Origin of the sequence: Neisseria sp. MVDL19-042950 (assembly GCF_030504625.1) — a bacterium.
Taxonomy (GTDB): Bacteria; Pseudomonadota; Gammaproteobacteria; order Burkholderiales; family Neisseriaceae; genus Neisseria.
Genome location: NZ_JAUKWH010000013.1, coordinates 24,989 through 43,468 on the forward strand (window position 1 = coordinate 24,989; position 18,480 = coordinate 43,468).

Below are 18,480 nucleotides of genomic sequence, written 5' to 3' on the forward strand. Positions count from 1 at the left end.
CCCGCGGTTTGCGCCCTATATCAGAAATAAGTTTATCGGCCCTATGGGGCTGCCAAGAGGCTAGAGACGGCTGCGGGCTTGGTGCGATTGCAACAGGCCGTCTGAAAATAAGTTTTCAGACGGCCTCTTTTTACACGATACGGTAGTGCAGCATGCGGCCCATGTTCCGCAGCGAGGCAAACCGTTTCAGCAGACACCCGCGCCAGCCCGCGCGTTTCCAAGTGTCGAAATCGCAGTAGCAGCGGCTGTCGATCAAACTCAGGTTTTCCGCCCAATTTTCCATTTCGCGGTCGCTGTCGCAGCCGTAATCGAAACGTGCGCCGTTTCTTCTCAATGCCGGATGGAGGTAGGTATGGCGGCAGCCCCATGTGCTGAGTACGTCAAACAATATTTCGCTGTTGCAGCGTTTGAAATGGGCGGCGATATTTTGAAAAAGTTTTGCAATCTGTTCGCGGGAAAAATACATCAACACTCCTTCGGCGATAATCAGGAATTGCGAATCGGGGTGCAGGCGGCGCAGCGTGCACATCCAATGTGTGTCCAATATCGAACTGCCGAGCAGGTCTTCGTTGCTCAATGCAGGCAGCAGGGCTGCTCTTAGTTTGATCACCGAAGGCAGGTCGATCTGGTAGAAAAAGGCTTTCTCGGCGGCCCTACCGATGCGGCTCATGCGGTCGTCCAAGCCGCAACCCAGCTCGATTACTACCGGCCGCCGGCGGGTTCGGATGAAATCGGCGGCTACGCGGTCGAAATAAGAAGCACGTATGGCCACGCCCAGCGCGCTTTTCTTGGCCTTGCGGAAAGTGTTGAAATCGAAATCTATCTGTTTTACCAGCCCGCAGGCAGTGGAATCGCAAATAACGGGGTCGTCTTTCTGCGATTCGAGAGACTTCATATACAGGGAAATCAGCGAAGTATCGGAAACGGCATCTTGAAAATCGGGTTGCAACATAACGTTTCTTTCAAAAAATGGCATTTGACTATATATTCTAATCACTTCCAAACGCTTGTCAAAAAAATGTAATTTTATTTGGCCGAGATTTGATTATATGCAATAAAATGCTCCGAAAACTTTACAAAAACCGATAACTTCGGCAGATTGCAGTATCATCCGCCCGCACGTTTGCACGCAATATAAAACCGCAGGCCGTCTGAAAACTTTTCAGACGGCCTGCGGTTTTAATGTCAATCAACCGAAGAAGCCCATCTTCACGGCAATCAGTTTTTCCAGTTCGCGCAGCACGCGGCGGCGGGATACGAAGAAGATGATGTGGTCGCCGTCTTCCATCACGGCATCTTCTTTATGCCCCATCACCACTTCGTTATCGCGCACGAGGGCGGCGAAATGGCAGCCCGACGGCCACTTGATTTCGGATACGCGGCGGCCGACCAGCGAAGAAGTGTGTTTGTCGCCGTGCACCACCACTTCGATGGCCTCCGCCGTGCCGCGCCGCAAAGGGTGGACGGCCACCACGTCGCCGCGGCGGATGTGGGCGAGTATCGAGCCGATGGTAATCAAGTGCGGCGAAACCACGATGTCGATTTTATTGCCCTCGAGCAAATCCACATAGCTGGAGCGGTTCACGATGGTAATCACCCGTTTGGCACCGCGGTTTTTGGCCAGCAGGCTCGACATGATGTTGCTTTCATCGTCGTTGGTGAGGGCGCAGAACACGTCGATTTCGTCGATGTATTCTTCATCAAGCAGCGTTTCGTCGGTAGCCGTGCCTTGCAGCACCAGCGTATTGTCGAGATGCTCGGCCAGCCATTCGGCACGGTTGCGGTTGTATTCGATGATTTTGATATCGTATTGGTTTTCAAGCTGTTTCGCCAGCCGGTAGCCGATGTTGCCGCCGCCGGCAATCATGATGCGGCGGTTGCTTTGCTCGCGCGGCCGCAGCTCGCGCATGATGGCGGCCACGTCTTCCGTGCCGGCCACGAAAAATACTTCGTCGCCTTCGATAATCACGGTTTGCGCGGAAGGCACAATCAGATGGTTGTTGCGGTAAATGGCGCAAATCTGGCAGTCCACACCGTCGGGAAGGTGTTGGTTGATTTGGGAAATTTCTTTATTCACCAGCAGTCCGCCCTTACGCGCCTGCACGATGACCATACACGCTTTGTCGTCGGCGAAACGCAATACCTGCAAGGCGCTGGTGTAGCTGAGCAGGCCGACCAAGCGTTCGGTAACCAGTTGTTCGGGGCTGATCGATTCGGTGATGTCGAACAAATCCAAACTGTTACCGTTGTCTTCGCCTTCGGTGCGGTAATCAAGGTAATCGGTGGAGCGGACGCGGGCGATGCGGCTGGGAATATTGAACAAATCCGCCGCCATTTTACAAGCCACGATATTGGTTTCGTCGCTGCGGGTAAGTGCCAGTAGCAAATCGGCATCGGCCGCGCCCGCGCGTTTGAGCACAAACGGCGACGCGCCATTGCCGAGCATGGTCTGCACATCGAGCTTGCTGCTCAAATTCTGCAAGGCTTTTTCGTTGATGTCGACGATGGTTACATCGTTTCCGGGCAGAGAGGCAAGGTTTTGGGCGACGGTCGAACCGACTTGGCCGCTGCCGAGTATCAGTATTTTCACGTTGGTTGCCGTATCAAAGCGGTAAAAGAAAGGTATTTTAAACCAAAAGGCACGGAAAAGGCCGTCTGAAAAAGTATTTTAAGCAGCCATGTCGGGCGGCGTTATGCAAAACATGCCGTCGCTATAAAACCGAACGGCAACCGCCGCGCACGAAAACGGCCGCACGATAAAAGTTCTGCAATGCGACGGAGGCCGTCTGCAAACCGATTACGCTTGACTTGCGTCATACCCGCCTGTCGGTAAAAACGGTAGAGTAGCGGGATATAACTTTAAAATACCTATTGATTAAATAGCTATCGATTCAAAGGACTCAAACAATGGAAAACTGGACCCAAACTTTAGGCACGGGTGAGTTGCTCGGCATTGCGGCGGGGGCGATTCTGCTGATTTTGGTGCTGATCATCAAATTCCGCGTGCACGCCCTGCTGACCTTGATGATCGTCAGCCTGCTTACCGCCATCGCCACCGGCCTGCCGATGGGCAATATCGTGGGCGACGTGCTGGTGAAAAGTTTCGGCGGTACGCTCGGCAATGTGGCCTTGCTGGTGGGTTTGGGCGCGATGCTCGGCCGTTTGGTGGAAACGTCGGGCGGGGCGCAATCGCTGGCCGATGCGTTGGTGCGGGCGTTCGGCGAGAAACGCGCGCCTTTCGCCTTAGGCGTGGCTTCGCTGATTTTCGGTTTTCCGATTTTCTTTGATGCCGGTTTGGTGGTGATGCTGCCGATTGTGTTTGCCACCGCCCGCCGCATGAGAGCACCGGTTCTGCCCTACGGCTTGGCTTCCATCGGCGCGTTTTCGGTAATGCACGTGTTTCTGCCGCCGCATCCGGGCCCGATTGCCGCATCCGAATTTTACGGTGCCAGCATCGGCCACGTGTTGCTGCTCGGTTTGCCGCTGGCTTTCATCACTTGGTATTTCAGCGGTTATCTGCTGGGTCAGTTTCTCGGCCGCCGCATTCATGTGCCGGTGCCGGACTTGCTCAGCGGCGGCAAACAGGATGACGACGAACCCAAAGCGCCCGCCCGAGCCGGCACGGTTATCGGCATTATGCTGATTCCGATGTTGCTGATTTTCCTCAACACCGGCTTGGCCACGCTGATTGCCGAAAAAATGGTCGACGGCAACGCCGAATGGGTGAAAACCCTGCGTATGATCGGTTCGACACCAATTGCGCTGCTGATTTCGGTATTGGTTGCGATGTTCGTGCTGGGGCGTAAGCGCGGCGAAAAAGCGTCGGCACTCGAAAAAACCATCGACGGCGCACTCGGCCCCGTTTGCTCGGTGATTCTGATTACCGGTGCGGGCGGTATGTTCGGCGGCGTGCTGCGTGCTTCCGGCATCGGTCAGGCTTTGGCCGACAGCATGGGGCAACTGGGTATTCCCGTATTGCTGGGCTGCTTCTTGGTGGCATTGGCTCTGCGTATCGCACAAGGTTCGGCAACCGTGGCTTTAACCACCGCCGCCGCGCTGATGGCTCCCGCCGTTGCCGCCGCCGGCTTCAGCGACTGGCAGCTTGCCGCGATTGTATTGGCGACTGCTGCCGGTTCGGTGGGCGTGAGCCACTTCAACGATTCCGGCTTCTGGCTGGTGGGCCGCCTGCTGGATATGGACGTGCCCACTACGCTGAAAACGTGGACGGTCAACCAAACCCTGATTGCCATTATCGGCTTTGCTTTGTCTACTTTGGCATTCAGCGTGTTGTAACGATAAAGGAGCGCCGAGATGAGCAAACCGACCGTGCATTTCGTGGTGATGGGTGTGAGCGGCTGCGGCAAAACCACCGCTGCGGTTGCCCTGCAACAACATTACAGATGCCCTTATGCCGAAGGCGACGATTTTCATTCGCAAGCCAACCGCAACAAAATGGGTTCGGGCATTCCGCTTACCGATGAAGACCGCTATCCGTGGCTGCGCAATCTGCGCGATTGGATGAGCAGGCAGGCACGCAACGGCGAAACCGTCAGCGTGGTAACGTGTTCGGCCTTGAAACGCCAATACCGCGATATTCTGCGCGAAGCCGAAGGCAAAGTGGTGTTCATCCACCTCGCCCCGCCGCACGATGTGAACTTAGAACGGATGATGGCACGCAAAGGCCACTATATGAAAGCGGATATGCTGGCTTCGCAGCTTGAAATTTTGGAAGACCTGCAAGCCGATGAAAACGGCGTGCGTATCTGCAATGCCGGCAACGCGGAAGATGTTCAGGCCGAAATCATAGCTTGGATTGAAGCGCAAAAGCTGGTTTGATAACCGGGGAAGAATGCCGTCGACGATACGGCATCGGAAAGGCCGTCTGAAACTTTTCAGACGGCCTTTTTTTCACGTTCATATCGGGAAATACTGCAAAGCACAGCTGTTGCTGTTTTATTCCGCCGTTACCGAATAAACCCGACCGATGCTGTTTTCATCGCCCAACACTTCGCACACGGCGGCGGCCAAACCGTTGCGGTTCATATATTGGCGGGGAATGTCGTTAAGGTTTTGGTGCAGCCGGTAAGCGTCGGAATCGCCGCTGCCCAAGCCGCACGGGCGCAGAATCGTCCAGCGCAGGTCGGTGCCGCGTAAAACGTTTTCCGCTTCGGTTTTCGCTTTCACGGCCTCACCCAATGCCTGCTTGAACGGTTCGCTCGTCCCCTCCCATTGTTCGCCGCAGCCCATGCCGGTAACGAATACGAAGCGGGCGGCGGGAACGTGGCAGGCGGCAGCTTCAATGATATTGATGTTGCCGGTTGCGTCGCTGCGGATGCCTTGTTCGTTTTTACCGCCGACGAAGCTGACCACCGTATCAGGGCGGTATTGTTCGATAACCGCTTCGCAAGCGCCTGCATCGAGCACATCGGCAGAGGCCGTCTGAAAACCGTGTTGTGCAAAAAAGCCGTCTTCGGCGGGTTTTCTTAAAACGGCAACGGCATCTTTGTTATTCAGGCGTTCCAGCAAGGCACGCCCCGAAGGGCCGTTGGCTCCGAAAATCAGCATCATGGTTTACGCCTCCGCGTTGTCGAACAAACGGCGCATCGCTTCGATTTGGTTCGCGCGCAATTCGCCGTTTTCATCGCGGCCGACAAAAATTTTAAACATCGCCCCGCCTTTGCGGTTGATGAAGTTGAGCGATACGGTTGATTTGCCCATAAACGGGCGTTCCAGCAGGTAGACGGCGGCGCAGTTTTCATAATAAATATGCCCGTGCACGCCGCCCTGCTCGGCATGCTCGAAGTTGTAGAAGCCTCTGCCGATTTTGCCTCCCGGCAATTTTCCGGTTACTTCCACAATCGCATCGGGCGTGTGGGCGATAAAGGTAACGGCTTCGTTCCATGAGGCAATGCTCTGCAAAATTTCAACAATACGGCTGCCTTCGGTTTTGCGTACCATGTTTTCGGGCAGGCAGCGGATTACCGACTCGAAACTGCATTGGTGTTGGCCTGCCAGCATTTCGAGAATCTGGCCGGGGATTTCGGCAAGCGAGTTGCGCAATACGGTTTGTTGTTCAGGGCTGAGTTCTGCGGTCATGTTTTCGTCCTTTTCATCGGTTTCCGGAAGGGCAAGCATCAGCTTGCGGATTAGGGTGGGCGACCAATAGCGGCCGCTGGTGTTCAGGCGGGCGATGCCGTCCGAACCGATTCGGAGCAGCGATTGCCGCTGCCATTGCTGCAAAAGTTTTTGAGCTTCGCGGTTGTCGGCAAATAAAGCGGTGTCCAGCGAACCCTGCTCCATGCTGTGCTGGATTTGCCCGAGCAGGTGTTTGTGCGGGCCGTGTTTGCTCATAAACGATAAATTTTTGGTGTTCGGCGGCGTGGCGAGATAGCTTTGCAAATCGCTCTGAACCTGATAGCTGTATCCGCGGAAATTGCCGCTCGCGCACGAACCGAACGGCAGGCAGGGCATGTTGGATTTTACCGAGGTGTTGTAGCGGTTGCGCTCTCCCCTGCCCGGATAGGCAAAATGGCTGTTGCTGACTTGCTGCCAGCCTTTTTCCGAAAGTTTTTCAACCGCATAAGCGTATTGGCAGGCTTGGGTATCAAATCCGGGCGGGGGCGGAAACGCGCCTTTTTCAATCATGCGGTTAATCGGCAGAAAGGGGTAGCAGTTGAAGGCATAGGTATCCAAGCCCGACAAAGGCAGGCTTGAAGCCAATTCGAGATCGTTTGCCCAGATTTCATCGCTTTGGCCGGGCAGGCCGAAAATCAAATCGGCAACGGTAACGACGTTCAGACGGCTTAGCTGTTCCAGATAGCGCAAGGCTTCCTCACCGCTGTGTTTGCGCCCCAAACGCCTGCGGATGGCGGAATCGAAAGTTTGGATGCCGATGGAAATACGGTTCACGCCTGCATCGATGCAAGCCTGCACTTTATCCAGCCCGAAATGGCTCATGCGGCCTTCGAGAGTGAATTCACAATCATCCGACAGCGGCAGATAGCGGTAACAGGCCTCTATCAAACGTACCAAATCGGCGGTTGCGAGCGCGGTGGGTGTGCCGCCGCCGAAATACACAGCCCGTATTTTGCCGCCGCCCTGCCGCAGCTCGGCTTCGTAGGCCAGTTCTTCGATAACTTTATCGGTGTAGGGGCGGCTGTGCTCTTCTTTCCACAGATTGCGGTAGAAACCGCAGAAAACACAATGGTTGGCGCAGAACGGAATATGTATGTAAGCCAAACCGTCTTCATCGAGCGAATGTACGACATTTTTGCGCCAAACGTTCTGCCACTGCGCGGGCGGCAACGGCACGCCGCCCCAAATCGGCATCAAAGCCTGTCTTTCGGGGAAAGCATCCGGCACAACTTGCTGGGGCCGCCATTGAATGGCCTGAATCATGGTCGGCAAACCTTTATGAATGATATTAATGATAATGAATTTCTTTATATATACTTGAGAGAAACGGTGCGTTGATATAAATCAAAATCGGAATAATAAATGAATCTTTTTATTCGGGATAAAGGAAACAAAATACTAATTCAAACTCAATGCTTTGTTTACTAAAAATATTTTACCTTTCAAAACAACTGTATCGGAAATGCGGTTTGAATAAAGCAAACAGAATAACGAGATAAACAGAGGCCGTCTGAAATCTTTTCAGACGGCCTGTTTTAAATGACGCTTGTACATCCGCACCGGTGGCACGCCACCACCTTTATGCTTTCGTACTTTGAACGGCATGGCCGCATGCTATTTCCACTCCGCACAAAATTCCGCCCAATGCGGTTTTTCTTCGCCCAAAGTTTTCAGATAGCTTTTCACGCGCTTGATTTCCATTTCGTATTCGTCGGCATCCAATGCGCCGCTCATCATGCGGAAACGCAGATACATCAGATAAGTGTTGGCGGCATCGGTTTCGCAATAATCGCGGATATCTTTCAGATTGCCGGCATGATAGGCATCCCACACTTTACTGCCGTCCATGCCGAGTTTGCCCGGGAAGCCGCAAAGTTTGGCCATATCGTCGAGCGGCACGCTGGCGCGCGGCTGGTAGAGGGCGAGCAAGTCCATCAAATCGCAATGGCGGTTGTGGTAGCGGCTGATATAGTTGTTCCATTTGAAGTCGCGGCTGTCGCCGAAATCGCCTTCGCCGGTATCCCAATAACGGGCGGCGGGAATACCGTGGATAAGGGCGCGGTAGTGCAGCACGGGCAGATCGAAGCCGCCGCCGTTCCAGCTCACCAGTTGCGGCGTGTGCGTTTCGATAAGGTCGAAGAACTTGGCAATCATGGTTTCTTCGCTGTCGTTCATTTCGCCGATGGTGCCGACGTGGATTTTATCTTGCCCCCAACGCATGCAGCAGGAAATCGCCACCACCTGATGCAGATGGTGCTGCATGAAATCATTGCCGGTTTGGGCGCGGCGTTTTTGTTGGGCAAACATAACCACATCGGCTTCGGCAACGCTCGAAGGCAGGTCGTACAGCAGGCGGATACCGTTTACATCGGGCACGGTTTCTATGTCAAACGCTAAAATCGGGGTCATGGCGGATGCTCCGTGATGGTTGCGGCATTGTGGCATGAAGTCGGGTATGCGCCAAGTATAGCGGAAAACCGCATCATGCTCTCTTGCCGTTGCGTTGGTTAAATCTAACGGGCATTGCCTTCGAAAGGCGGGAGATTTTTCAGACGGCCTTTTTGTTTGCTACAATCGCTTCTTTAGTTTTGAAGCAGTTGCTCAATCTTACTTTACGGAACCCTGTTTATTTATGAAAAAATATTTAACCCACACTTTACTGCCGTTGGCACTGCTGCCCTTGCTGGCTTGCGGTCAAACACCGGTAAGCAACCACGGCAAGGCTTCCGACGCGCCTGCCGCCTCTTCCGACATTAACGGCGCGATTACTACCAAATTGGAAAAAACCTACGCCGGTCAAAGCCTGAAAGTGCAAAGCGTACGCACCACGCCGGTTACTGGTTTGTATGAAGTGGTGGTAAACGGCAACCAAGTCGTGTATGTCAACGAAAAAGCCACCCACATGCTGGTGGGCGATTTAATCGACATCGACACCCGCAAAAGCCTCACCGAAGAGCGCAACTTGGAGTTGAGCAAGGTCGATTTCTCCGGCCTGCCGTTCGACAAAGCCATTAAAGAAGTGCGCGGCAACGGCAAATTGAAAGTCGCCGTGTTTTCCGACCCCGACTGCCCCTTCTGCAAACGCCTCGAACGTGAATTTGCCAAGATGAACAACATCACCATCTACAACTTCATGATGCCGATTGCCAGCCTGCACCCCGATGCCGCCCGCAAAGCACAGCAGATTTGGTGCTCGCCCAACCGCGCCGCCGCATGGACGGCATGGATGCGCGAAGGCAAAATGCCGCCTAAAGTTGCCGACTGCGAAAACCCCGTTGCAGAAACCACTTCTTTGGGCGAACAACTCGGCTTCAACGGCACCCCCGCCATCGTCTTCCCGAACGGCCGCACCCAAAGCGGTTACAGCCCGATGCCGCACTTGCAGGAAGCGATTGAGAAAAACCAATAAAGCATTTCCGCCGCTTTAACGAAAGGCCGTCTGAAAGCGAACCATATGAGCTTCGCTAAAACATTTCAGACGGCCTTTAATATTCCCTTACACCCAACACCTGTTAAGCCGCACTGCATTCGGGTAAACTCTCCCCTATTATCCACCCCGTTGCCGCTTCTCCATGAACCCCGCTACCCCGCTCAAACAAATCACCCTTATCGGTGTCGGCCTGATAGGCGGTTCGTTTGTGCTCGATTTAAAGCGCAAAGGGTTGGTGGAAAAAGTGGCGGGCATCGACATCAACAGCGAAAACCTCGAGCGCGCGCTGGAGCGGAAAGTCATCGACGAAGCATTCACCGGCATTGGTGCGGAAAGTATCGGCGGAGCGGATTTAGTCGTGATCGCCACACCCGTAGCCACCCTACCCGCCGTATGCACCGCCCTCGCCCCCGTGCTGAATAGCCGAACACTCGTTACCGATGCCGGCAGCACCAAGCAATCCGCCATTGCCGCATTCCGAAAACACCTGCCGAACCACCTGCCCCGCTGCATTGCCGCGCACCCGATTGCCGGTTCCGACCGCAGCGGCGCACTGGCCGCACAATTCGGGCTGTTTCAAGACAAAAAACTGATTGTCTGCCCGCATGGGCAAGAACATTCAGACGGCCTCGAGCAAGTAGAATCATTATGGCAGGCGGTGGGTGCACAAACCTACCGGATGCCGGCAGCCGAACACGATGCCATCTTCGCCGCCGTGTCGCACCTGCCGCATATGCTCGCATACGCCTACGTACACCAGATTGCCGACCATGCCGACGGCGCAACCTATTTCAACTTCGCCGCCTCGGGCTTCCGCGACTTTACCCGCATTGCTTCCAGCCACCCCGCCATTTGGACCGATATCTGCATGGCCAATAAAAACAGTCTGCTGGATTTGCTCGAAGGCCAGCAACGCCAGCTTGCCGGCCTGCACAAACTGCTGGAAGAAGGCGATGCCGCCGCACTTTACCGTTATTTTGCCGAAGCCAAACAAGCCCGCGACAACTGGCAGGCCTCGCAATAAAAAGCAGAGGCCGTCTGAAAACAATCGGACGGAGCAACATCCCGTTCTTTACCGCAACCGATTACGGAACCTCTCATCATGAACCTTTTCCGCAAAACCCTGTGGGGCATCGTATTTTTATCAGTGCTAACCACCATCGGCTCGTTTTATTCCCAATACGGCTTAGGACTGAACCCCTGCGTGCTGTGCATCTTGCAGCGGTTGGCAGTGCTGGCCGCAGGCATAGCCGCCCTGCTTGCCGCATTCGGCCGGCAAACCGGCAAAACCGGCCGCACCGTCAGCGCATTGCTGGTAAGCATCCCCGCCGTTTACGGCGCAGGCGTGGCGGTTTACCAACTGTACCTCCAAAGCCTGCCGCCCGGCACCGCCCCCTCATGCGGCGCACCCTGGACATTCCGCCTGCGGGATTGGCCGCTGTTCGACTTATACGAACCCGTTATCCGCGGCTTCGGCGACTGCGCCGTTCCGGATTATTTCTTAGGCGCACCCCTGCCGATCTGGAGCGTACTGTATTTCGGCTTCGTATTGCTGACCGTATGGTTCGCATGGGCAAAAACCCGCCCCTGAATTTTCAGACGGCCTCAAGCGGTTTGCTTGAGGCCGTCTGAAAAAACAAAACCGGCCCGAAAACCAAGCCGGTATAAAGCGAGCAAGATTCCATATCGTTCCACCCGCCTTTGCCATCGCGCAATATCGGCATTCCCCGATTACCCTCTTCCGCCGACCATAACCTGCAAAATGCAGCTACGGCATATAAATTCACCTTATTACGGTTTGTCATGCCCAGGCTTAACCCGATTATCTTGCGCTTTCAGTGAGGTTCGGACGTACTCAAGCCAAACCAGAATATCTCATATATTATTTTCACTATTATTAACTATAACTATATAAATCAAAAACCATATCCCTTCCCTCAAAAGCCCGTTACCACATCACGCATGCCGGCACACTCTGACAAAAATTGTTACATGACAAAAAAGTAACCTCCGGCTTCCGCATAACGGCAACAATGTGACAAAAAACGGCATCAAAAAACGGCACCAAAATACAAACGGCATTCTTAAAATCTTTTGTCATAGATAAATCTTAAAACTATAATTTTTTAAAATTATACACTTATTAAATTTCCTAACAAATCTTTACCAAATTGGCACGCCCGTTGCTTTATACAAAACATCCGCAGCAAGCCAAGCCGAAACAGAGCAGCGGCGAAGCCCAAAACGGATAAGCTGTATATTCCTTCTTCTTTTGGTTGTAAAAAGCAGTACCCGGGGCGTGCCCCCAAAGAGCGCGCCCCGTATAACAAAAAAAACGTGCCAAGCACATTACGGTTTTATAACGGTTACATAACAATAGGTTTTATCAAAAACCAAATTTATTCACTTTTTAAATTAAATTTTTAACTGGAGTTTTAAACATGAAAGCTATTCAAAAAGGTTTTACCCTAATCGAGTTGATGATCGTTGTAGCGATTATCGGTATTTTGGCATCAATCGCATTGCCTGCTTACCAAGACTATACCGCCCGCGCCCAAGTATCTGAAGCACTGACCTTAGCTGATGGCCAAAAAACAGCTGTTACTGAATACTATGCAGATAAAGGTGAATTACCCAGTGATAATACAAAAGCAGGTATTGCTCCTGCCGCAGACATTAAAGGCAAATATGTAACTTCCGTTACGGTAGCAAACGGTGTAATTACAGCAAAATTAAACTCAACAGGCTTGGCAGCTGGTATTCAAGGGGCTTCTGTAATATTAACTCCTGCAACCAATAATGGTTCAGTATCTTGGTCATGCTCAACCACAAAAGGTGATGGTACTGGTGGCGGTCCACTTGAGGCCAAATATATTCCTGCAGCTTGCCGCTCATAAGATAGCTAATCAAGCATAGCATATATAAGCGTACCCAATTTCAGGGTACGCTTTTTAATTAATTCGATTCAACATTAGCAAAGGCAATATCAAATATGAATAAACTTGACACTCGGAAAGGATTTACTTTAATCGAACTCATGATTGTTATTGCTATCGTTGGTATTTTGGCCGTTATTGCTTATCCCCAGTACAATAACTATAAAGCAAGGGCGCAAATAACAGAGGCTCTTGTATTTGCCAGCTCTATCAAAATGGATGTTAGTACATCTTATTTTGGACAAGGTTGGGTACCAATTGCCAGCTATAATGGAACCAACAGCCAATATGGACGTTATATCAAATCTGCACAAGTCAATTCTTCAGGTACCATCACCATAACGATGAATGACGAAGCAAACATCACTATCCGTAACAAAACATTAACTTTGATACCTACAGTCAATCCTTCAGGAGTAGCAGAAAATATCATTCAATGGGAATGTGATTCTTCCTCTAAAAATTCCATCCCCAAAAATTATCTGCCATCCCCATGTCGCTAAGGTAATAACATATAACGATATAAAGCTTATCTATTGATACTTTATTTTATTGATGCAGACTCATCCAGCGGCTTTAGCTTTCGATAAAGACCGTTTCTATGTGGCAACTGCTGTACAAATAGAACCCGAGCGTTTGGCAAAGGCACCAAAAGCTTTCCAAAAACTGCCTTTATTCGGCACTTATCAGGTGGGTACACGAAAACCTGCCAACGAAAAAGAATTTTTCGACAGCATGAATCTTGCCTTCGCAGGCATTCCTTCCTCCGCTCGGCCAGACTGGTGGCTACCGCGCGAAGATGTGGAAGACAGCATCACTAAAGCCAAGATTCCTTTGGCTTCTTTGATGGCTAAATATCCGGATCGTGCCCGAATTATCAATCGGCATCTGGGAGAGCTGGCAAAAGACAGGGCAAATTTATATTACCTGCCTCTTACGTCTGAAAAAACTTTAGATTGGATTATGGTAATAGACGATGGTAATAAAGCAGTGGCTTACATTCCCGTAGACGGTTTCTAACCAATCTTTCTGCCAAGCCTATGAGGGCCGTCTGAAACGTTATTTCAGACGGCCTTCGTTGTTCATGTCATCAGAAGACACTCTCTAGGCGCGATTCGTCTTTTTACAACTTACCGCACGGACCGCGTCGGTCTGCATCGTCCATGTACCCTTTATTGCTCCCTGCAATGTAGCCGAGCAAAATACCGCCGCCGATTTTACTGAACTCGATGGCAAAATCCATGTGTTCGGTTAATACCGAAGTGAGTAACACGATCAAGCAAGATGTAACTACGATACCGATCAGGATAAACCGTATTTTCGTGGCGCGGGCAAACATCATCGCTTCGTTAAGCCGTTTTTGATTTTCAGCTTCAATTTCGGCCAATGCGATTCTTTCTTCAGATTCGATTTTACGGCTTTCAAGTTGAAGCTCTTTGTATTTCAAATCAATATATCTTTGCTGGCTTGCCAACAATTCCTCCAGTGAATGGGTAATAACATTTTCAGTATCTGTTTTCGGCATCATTAAATCATTCATAATTCAGATTCCTGTTTCAGAAGTAAAGGTATAACATATCCGGTTTTCGCTATCTTCAGAAGTAGATTGCTATGCGGGATAAGCATATTAGGCTAAATTTTAATACAAATTCCTTTATTTTCAACCACTAAAGTAACAATTCCAGCCATTTTATTTCATAGAGCTTTACATCTAAACAATGAAATTCTTTATATTTCATGCGGTTATAAACAATATTATATATCGATAAATTTTTATGTAACTGTTGGTAATCGATGCCTCTCGGCTAATTTTATACCTTAAACGGCGGCTCATTTTGCATGAAGAAACCCGATAAATGCTTTTCTTCTGAGTTGCTGATTTTTGGCAACAGATTACTGTACTTTGTTAGTGGTCATTTTGCTTGTTATTGTTCGATTATTTCTATATTAACAATATCCTTTGTGATTTTGAAATATTATATCCCCATCTGAGGGGGATATCCAACGTGATAACAGAATATGTATTATACGACATCTGTACCGGTATACAGCCCTTTTAAGGCCACCTGAAAACAAACGCTTTTTATATTAGGCAATTAACCCGAATTAACGTATCATTCCTCATTATATTTACAGCCAAGCGACCGGATTTCGGAAGCCAATCTTCGGCTGATCGCTCAATTTCTTATAAAACCAAGGAAACAGGCAATGCCTCTGCCAAGCTCGGATAAACGGGCATCCTACTCCTGCTCCTTAGGGAAAATTAAGCAGAATTTAGTCTGCCTGCTGATTGACATGTTATACCTATAATTCGAGCCGCTCGGCTATATACTATATATATAAAAGCAAAAGGCCGTCTGAAAAGCGGCTGAAAAAACCAACCCTTCAAAGGAACACGCCATGACCGTTATCAAACAAGAAGACTTTATCCAAAGTATTGCCGATGCTTTCCAATTCATCAGCTACTACCACCCCGTCGATTACATCCAAGCCTTATATAAAGCATGGCAAAAAGAGGAAAACCCTGCCGCTAAAGACGCAATGACGCAGATTCTGGTCAACAGCCGCATGTGCGCAGAAGGCCGCCGCCCCATCTGCCAAGATACCGGCATTGCCACCGTGTTTTTAAAAGTGGGCATGAACGTGCAATGGGACGCACAAATGAGCGTGCAGGAAATGGTCAACGAAGGCGTGCGCCGCGCCTACACCCACCCCGACAACACTCTGCGCGCCTCGGTTTTGGCCGATCCTGCCGGCAAACGCCAAAACACCAAAGACAACACGCCGGCGGTGATCCACATGGAAATCGTCGCGGGCGATAAAGTGGAAGTAACCTGCGCGGCCAAAGGCGGCGGTTCGGAAAACAAATCCAAACTCGCCATGCTCAACCCTTCCGATTCGATTGTCGATTGGGTGCTGAAAACCATCCCCACCATGGGCGCAGGTTGGTGTCCGCCCGGCATCTTGGGCATCGGCATCGGTGGCACGCCCGAAAAAGCGGCTTTATTGGCGAAAGAATCGCTGATGAGCCACGTTGATATTCACGAATTGCAGGAAAAAGCCGCTTCGGGCGCGGAACTCTCCACCACCGAAGCCCTGCGTTTGGAGTTGTTTGAAAAAGTGAACGCGTTGGGCATCGGCGCACAAGGTTTGGGCGGCCTGACTACCGTTCTCGACGTAAAAATTTTGGATTACCCCACCCACGCCGCGTCCAAACCCGTGGCCATGATTCCGAACTGCGCCGCCACCCGCCACGTTGAGTTTGAGTTGGACGGCTCCGGCCCCGTGAAACTCGACCCGCCTTCATTGGAAGACTGGCCGGACATCACATACAGCCCCGACAACGGCAAGCGCGTGGACGTAAACAAGCTCACCAAAGAAGAAGTTGCCACTTGGAAAATGGGCGATGTGCTGCTGCTCAACGGCAAAATCTACACCGGCCGCGATGCCGCCCACAAACGCATGGTCGATATGCTCAACAAAGGCGAGAAACTGCCGGTGGACTTTACCGACAAACTGATTTACTACGTCGGCCCGGTTGACCCCGTGCGCGACGAAGTAGTCGGCCCCGCCGGCCCCACCACCGCTACCCGCATGGATAAATTCACCCGCCAAATGCTGGAGCAAACCGGCTTACTCGGCATGATCGGTAAATCCGAACGCGGTGCCGCCGCCTGCGAAGCCATCGCCGACAACAAAGCGGTTTACCTGATGGCGGTAGGCGGTTCGGCCTACTTGGTAGCCAAAGCCATTAAAGAAGCCAAAGTGGTGGCCTTTGAAGACTTGGGTATGGAAGCGATTTACGAGTTTGAAGTGAAAGACATGCCCGTAACTGTGGCGGTGGACAGCAGCGGCCAATCCGTGCACGCCATCGCGCCGAAGCAATGGCAGGCGAAAATCGGCATTATTCCGGTTGAAGCATAAAGCCGCTTTTGCTTGAACGAGGCCGTCTGAAAGCGAACTTCATGAGCTTCGCTTTCAGACGGCCTTTTATTACTATAAGAAATTCAATCTCCACCACAAGGCGGCGAATCCGTACTACGGTGATTCAGTTTTCGGCCGCATCTTCACATATCTTATCAAACAGCATTGCGGGCTTGTGCTAAATTATTGTTTATTTATTATTTTCCAATAAGGTTTGAATTATGTTGAAACCTGCCCTGATATTGGCTGCCGTTGCCTCCACTGCCCCGCCCGCCGCCGTTGCGGAACCTCTGAATTACAATATCGTCGAATTTGCCGAAAGTGCTTCGCTCGAGATACCGCGCGATACCATGAGCGTGTTTTTGCGCGTGCATGAAGAAGGCCGCAACCGAAACGCCGTTAATACGGCATTTATGAAAAAATTCAACAATCTGAACCGCAAAACGGCAACCGGCAGCGATTTTAAAACCGAATTGCTTTTCCGCAAGGCGTTTCCTCGTTACGAATATACCAATAACAAGCGGGTGCAGTCCGGCTGGGAAGAGGAAGCGCTTATTAAAGTAACAGGTAAAAACTTCGATGCGCTCAATAATTTAATCGCTTCGGCACAAAACGAAGCCAACCTCGACGACATCAGATTCAGCGTATCGAAAGAAAAACGTGAAGATGCGGTAGACCGAGTCAGCAAAGCCGCCCTGCTCCGCTTTAAAGACCGTGCCTCCACGCTGACTAAAATAATGGGCTTCAACCATTATAAAATCGTCCGCATTGATTTGGGGCAGATCGGCAACCGCTCCGCGGAGGAAACCGAACCGATGATGATGCGGTCTGCCAAGTCCGCCATGGCCGAAGACGCTGCCGCGCTGCCCGAAACCACAAGCCCCGGTATGGAAGAAATCAGCATCACGGTGCGCGGTTCCATCCAAATGTAGTTTTTTCAGACGGCCTGCGGTACTTATGCCGTCTGAAACAAGTACTGTTTATTCCATATGTATAGAATTTTCTAAAATTGCGTTATAATTAATAACGTAACTTCCTAATTTTTAAATTTGGAGTTTATTTCGATGAAATTACCGACCGTTTCCCGTCTGCCCGCCTTGATGGTTTCCGCCGCATTAGCCTTATCAGGTTGCACTTCCGTTGCCGATATGGTCGGCTACGATTCGGCCACTCTGAACGAAAGTGCTGCCAAAAGCTACACCCAAGTGATGCAGCAAGCCAAGAGCAAACGTATTTTGGACACCACTTCGCACACTTCGCGCCGCATTCAAACCGTGTTCAACCGTTTGAAACCCTATGCCGAGCAAGCCAACCAAACCGGCGTGCCGTTCCGTTGGGAGATGAGTGTGATTAAATCCGACGAATTGAACGCATGGGCCATGCCGGGCGGCAAAATGGCCATGTACACCGGCATGGTCGACCGTTTGAAATTGTCTGACGACGAAATCGCCGCCGTCGTCGGCCACGAAATGACCCACGCCCTGCTCGAACACAGCAAAAAAGCCATCGGCCAACAAGTGTTAACCGGTTTGGCAGCCGACATCGGCGGTTCGTTAATCAGCGGCAAAGCAGGCGTAAGCAGCGATGTTGTCGGCCTCTCTTCCAATATTCTCAGCCAATACGGTGTCAACATGCCGTTTTCCCGCAGCCAAGAGCGCGAAGCGGATGCCGGCGGCGTGCGCCTGATGGCCCAAGCCGGCTACAACCCGCAGGCAGCGATTACCGTATGGGAAAAAATGAACCGTATCAGCGACAACAACAATACTTGGAACGCCATTACGTCCTCGCATCCGACCAACAATGCGCGTATCCAAGCGATTCGCGATATGCTGCCCGAAGTGATGCCGATTTACGAGCGGAACAAACGCGGCCAAAACATACCCAAGCGCAGCCGTTAAGATTTAGTTTTTAACCGGAAGAAGAAATAAGGCCGTCTGAAAAGTTGTTTTCAGACGGCCTTCCGCTTGTGCATCATGCTCCGCGTGCTTCAAAAGGCTTGGCAGGAGATATGAAGCTGCTGCGGTATAAAAAAACGACGCATTCTTGATTAAGAGG

General features: G+C 51.3%; 18 protein-coding genes. 11 read left to right on the plus strand and 7 right to left on the minus strand.

Features of this window, described 5'->3' with window-relative positions; all coding sequences use genetic code 11:
• Positions 1–130 precede the first annotated feature (130 nt).
• On the minus strand, positions 131–952 hold the full coding sequence (locus Q0X97_RS10240; protein WP_302067356.1) for a class I SAM-dependent methyltransferase: 822 nt from the start codon (positions 950–952) through the stop codon (positions 131–133).
• Between the two features lie 237 nt (positions 953–1,189).
• On the minus strand, positions 1,190–2,590 hold the full coding sequence (gene trkA, locus Q0X97_RS10245; protein WP_302067357.1) for a Trk system potassium transporter TrkA: 1,401 nt from the start codon (positions 2,588–2,590) through the stop codon (positions 1,190–1,192).
• A gap of 317 nt (positions 2,591–2,907) precedes the next feature.
• Here trkA and Q0X97_RS10250 point away from each other — a divergent pair, with 317 nt between their 5' ends.
• Both Q0X97_RS10250 and Q0X97_RS10255 read left to right on the plus strand, forming a co-directional pair.
• Positions 2,908–4,293, plus strand: a complete 1,386-nt coding sequence (locus tag Q0X97_RS10250; protein WP_302067728.1) for a GntP family permease — start codon at positions 2,908–2,910, stop codon at positions 4,291–4,293.
• Between the two features lie 18 nt (positions 4,294–4,311).
• On the plus strand, positions 4,312–4,836 hold the full coding sequence (locus Q0X97_RS10255; protein WP_302067359.1) for a gluconokinase: 525 nt from the start codon (positions 4,312–4,314) through the stop codon (positions 4,834–4,836).
• A 117-nt stretch (positions 4,837–4,953) separates the two neighbouring features.
• Here Q0X97_RS10255 and Q0X97_RS10260 read toward each other — a convergent pair whose 3' ends face one another.
• From Q0X97_RS10260 to Q0X97_RS10270, 3 genes are all read right to left on the minus strand, one after another.
• The gene (locus Q0X97_RS10260; RefSeq protein WP_302067360.1) at positions 4,954–5,568 is read right to left on the minus strand and encodes an NAD(P)-dependent oxidoreductase; all 615 of its coding nucleotides are present in this window, start codon (positions 5,566–5,568) and stop codon (positions 4,954–4,956) included.
• A 3-nt stretch (positions 5,569–5,571) separates the two neighbouring features.
• Positions 5,572–7,398, minus strand: a complete 1,827-nt coding sequence (gene hutW / locus Q0X97_RS10265) for a heme anaerobic degradation radical SAM methyltransferase ChuW/HutW (protein ID WP_302067361.1) — start codon at positions 7,396–7,398, stop codon at positions 5,572–5,574.
• 351 nt (positions 7,399–7,749) lie between these two features.
• A complete protein-coding gene (locus tag Q0X97_RS10270) occupies positions 7,750–8,544 on the minus strand; it encodes a 3'-5' exonuclease (RefSeq protein ID WP_302067362.1) in 795 nt (264 codons plus the stop codon).
• 223 nt (positions 8,545–8,767) lie between these two features.
• On the opposite strand from Q0X97_RS10270, the gene Q0X97_RS10275 reads away from it, so the two are divergent.
• The 3 genes from Q0X97_RS10275 (at position 8,768) to Q0X97_RS10285 (ending at position 11,156) form a co-directional block, all read left to right on the plus strand.
• Positions 8,768–9,544 (plus strand): DsbC family protein, encoded by a 777-nt coding sequence (locus Q0X97_RS10275; RefSeq protein ID WP_302067363.1) that lies wholly within the window; start codon positions 8,768–8,770, stop codon positions 9,542–9,544.
• 163 nt (positions 9,545–9,707) lie between these two features.
• Positions 9,708–10,589, plus strand: a complete 882-nt coding sequence (locus Q0X97_RS10280; RefSeq protein ID WP_302067364.1) for a prephenate dehydrogenase — start codon at positions 9,708–9,710, stop codon at positions 10,587–10,589.
• Positions 10,590–10,667: 78 nt separating this feature from the next.
• Positions 10,668–11,156 (plus strand): disulfide bond formation protein B, encoded by a 489-nt coding sequence (locus tag Q0X97_RS10285; RefSeq protein ID WP_302067365.1) that lies wholly within the window; start codon positions 10,668–10,670, stop codon positions 11,154–11,156.
• Positions 11,157–11,160: 4 nt separating this feature from the next.
• Here Q0X97_RS10285 and Q0X97_RS10290 read toward each other — a convergent pair whose 3' ends face one another.
• Positions 11,161–11,370, minus strand: a complete 210-nt coding sequence (locus tag Q0X97_RS10290) for a hypothetical protein (RefSeq protein WP_302067366.1) — start codon at positions 11,368–11,370, stop codon at positions 11,161–11,163.
• 636 nt (positions 11,371–12,006) lie between these two features.
• Here Q0X97_RS10290 and Q0X97_RS10295 point away from each other — a divergent pair.
• From Q0X97_RS10295 to Q0X97_RS10305, 3 genes are all read left to right on the plus strand, one after another.
• A complete protein-coding gene (locus tag Q0X97_RS10295; protein WP_302067367.1) occupies positions 12,007–12,462 on the plus strand; it encodes a pilin in 456 nt (151 codons plus the stop codon).
• Between the two features lie 95 nt (positions 12,463–12,557).
• The gene (locus Q0X97_RS10300) at positions 12,558–13,004 is read left to right on the plus strand and encodes a pilin (RefSeq protein WP_302067368.1); all 447 of its coding nucleotides are present in this window, start codon (positions 12,558–12,560) and stop codon (positions 13,002–13,004) included.
• Positions 13,005–13,056: 52 nt separating this feature from the next.
• The gene (locus Q0X97_RS10305; protein ID WP_302067729.1) at positions 13,057–13,521 is read left to right on the plus strand and encodes a hypothetical protein; all 465 of its coding nucleotides are present in this window, start codon (positions 13,057–13,059) and stop codon (positions 13,519–13,521) included.
• Between the two features lie 103 nt (positions 13,522–13,624).
• On the opposite strand, the gene Q0X97_RS10310 is transcribed toward Q0X97_RS10305, so the two are convergent.
• Positions 13,625–14,041: a hypothetical protein gene (locus tag Q0X97_RS10310; protein ID WP_302067370.1), complete on the minus strand. Its 417-nt coding sequence runs from the start codon at positions 14,039–14,041 to the stop codon at positions 13,625–13,627.
• Positions 14,042–14,901: 860 nt separating this feature from the next.
• On the opposite strand from Q0X97_RS10310, the gene Q0X97_RS10315 reads away from it, so the two are divergent.
• From Q0X97_RS10315 to Q0X97_RS10325, 3 genes are all read left to right on the plus strand, one after another.
• A complete protein-coding gene (locus Q0X97_RS10315; protein WP_302067371.1) occupies positions 14,902–16,425 on the plus strand; it encodes a fumarate hydratase in 1,524 nt (507 codons plus the stop codon).
• A 221-nt stretch (positions 16,426–16,646) separates the two neighbouring features.
• Entirely contained in the window at positions 16,647–17,357 is a 711-nt protein-coding gene (locus Q0X97_RS10320; protein WP_302067372.1) for an SIMPL domain-containing protein, read from the plus strand.
• A 132-nt stretch (positions 17,358–17,489) separates the two neighbouring features.
• Complete coding sequence (locus Q0X97_RS10325; RefSeq protein WP_302067373.1) at positions 17,490–18,323, plus strand: M48 family metallopeptidase; 834 nt, start codon at positions 17,490–17,492, stop codon at positions 18,321–18,323.
• The last annotated feature ends 157 nt before the right edge of the window (positions 18,324–18,480 follow it).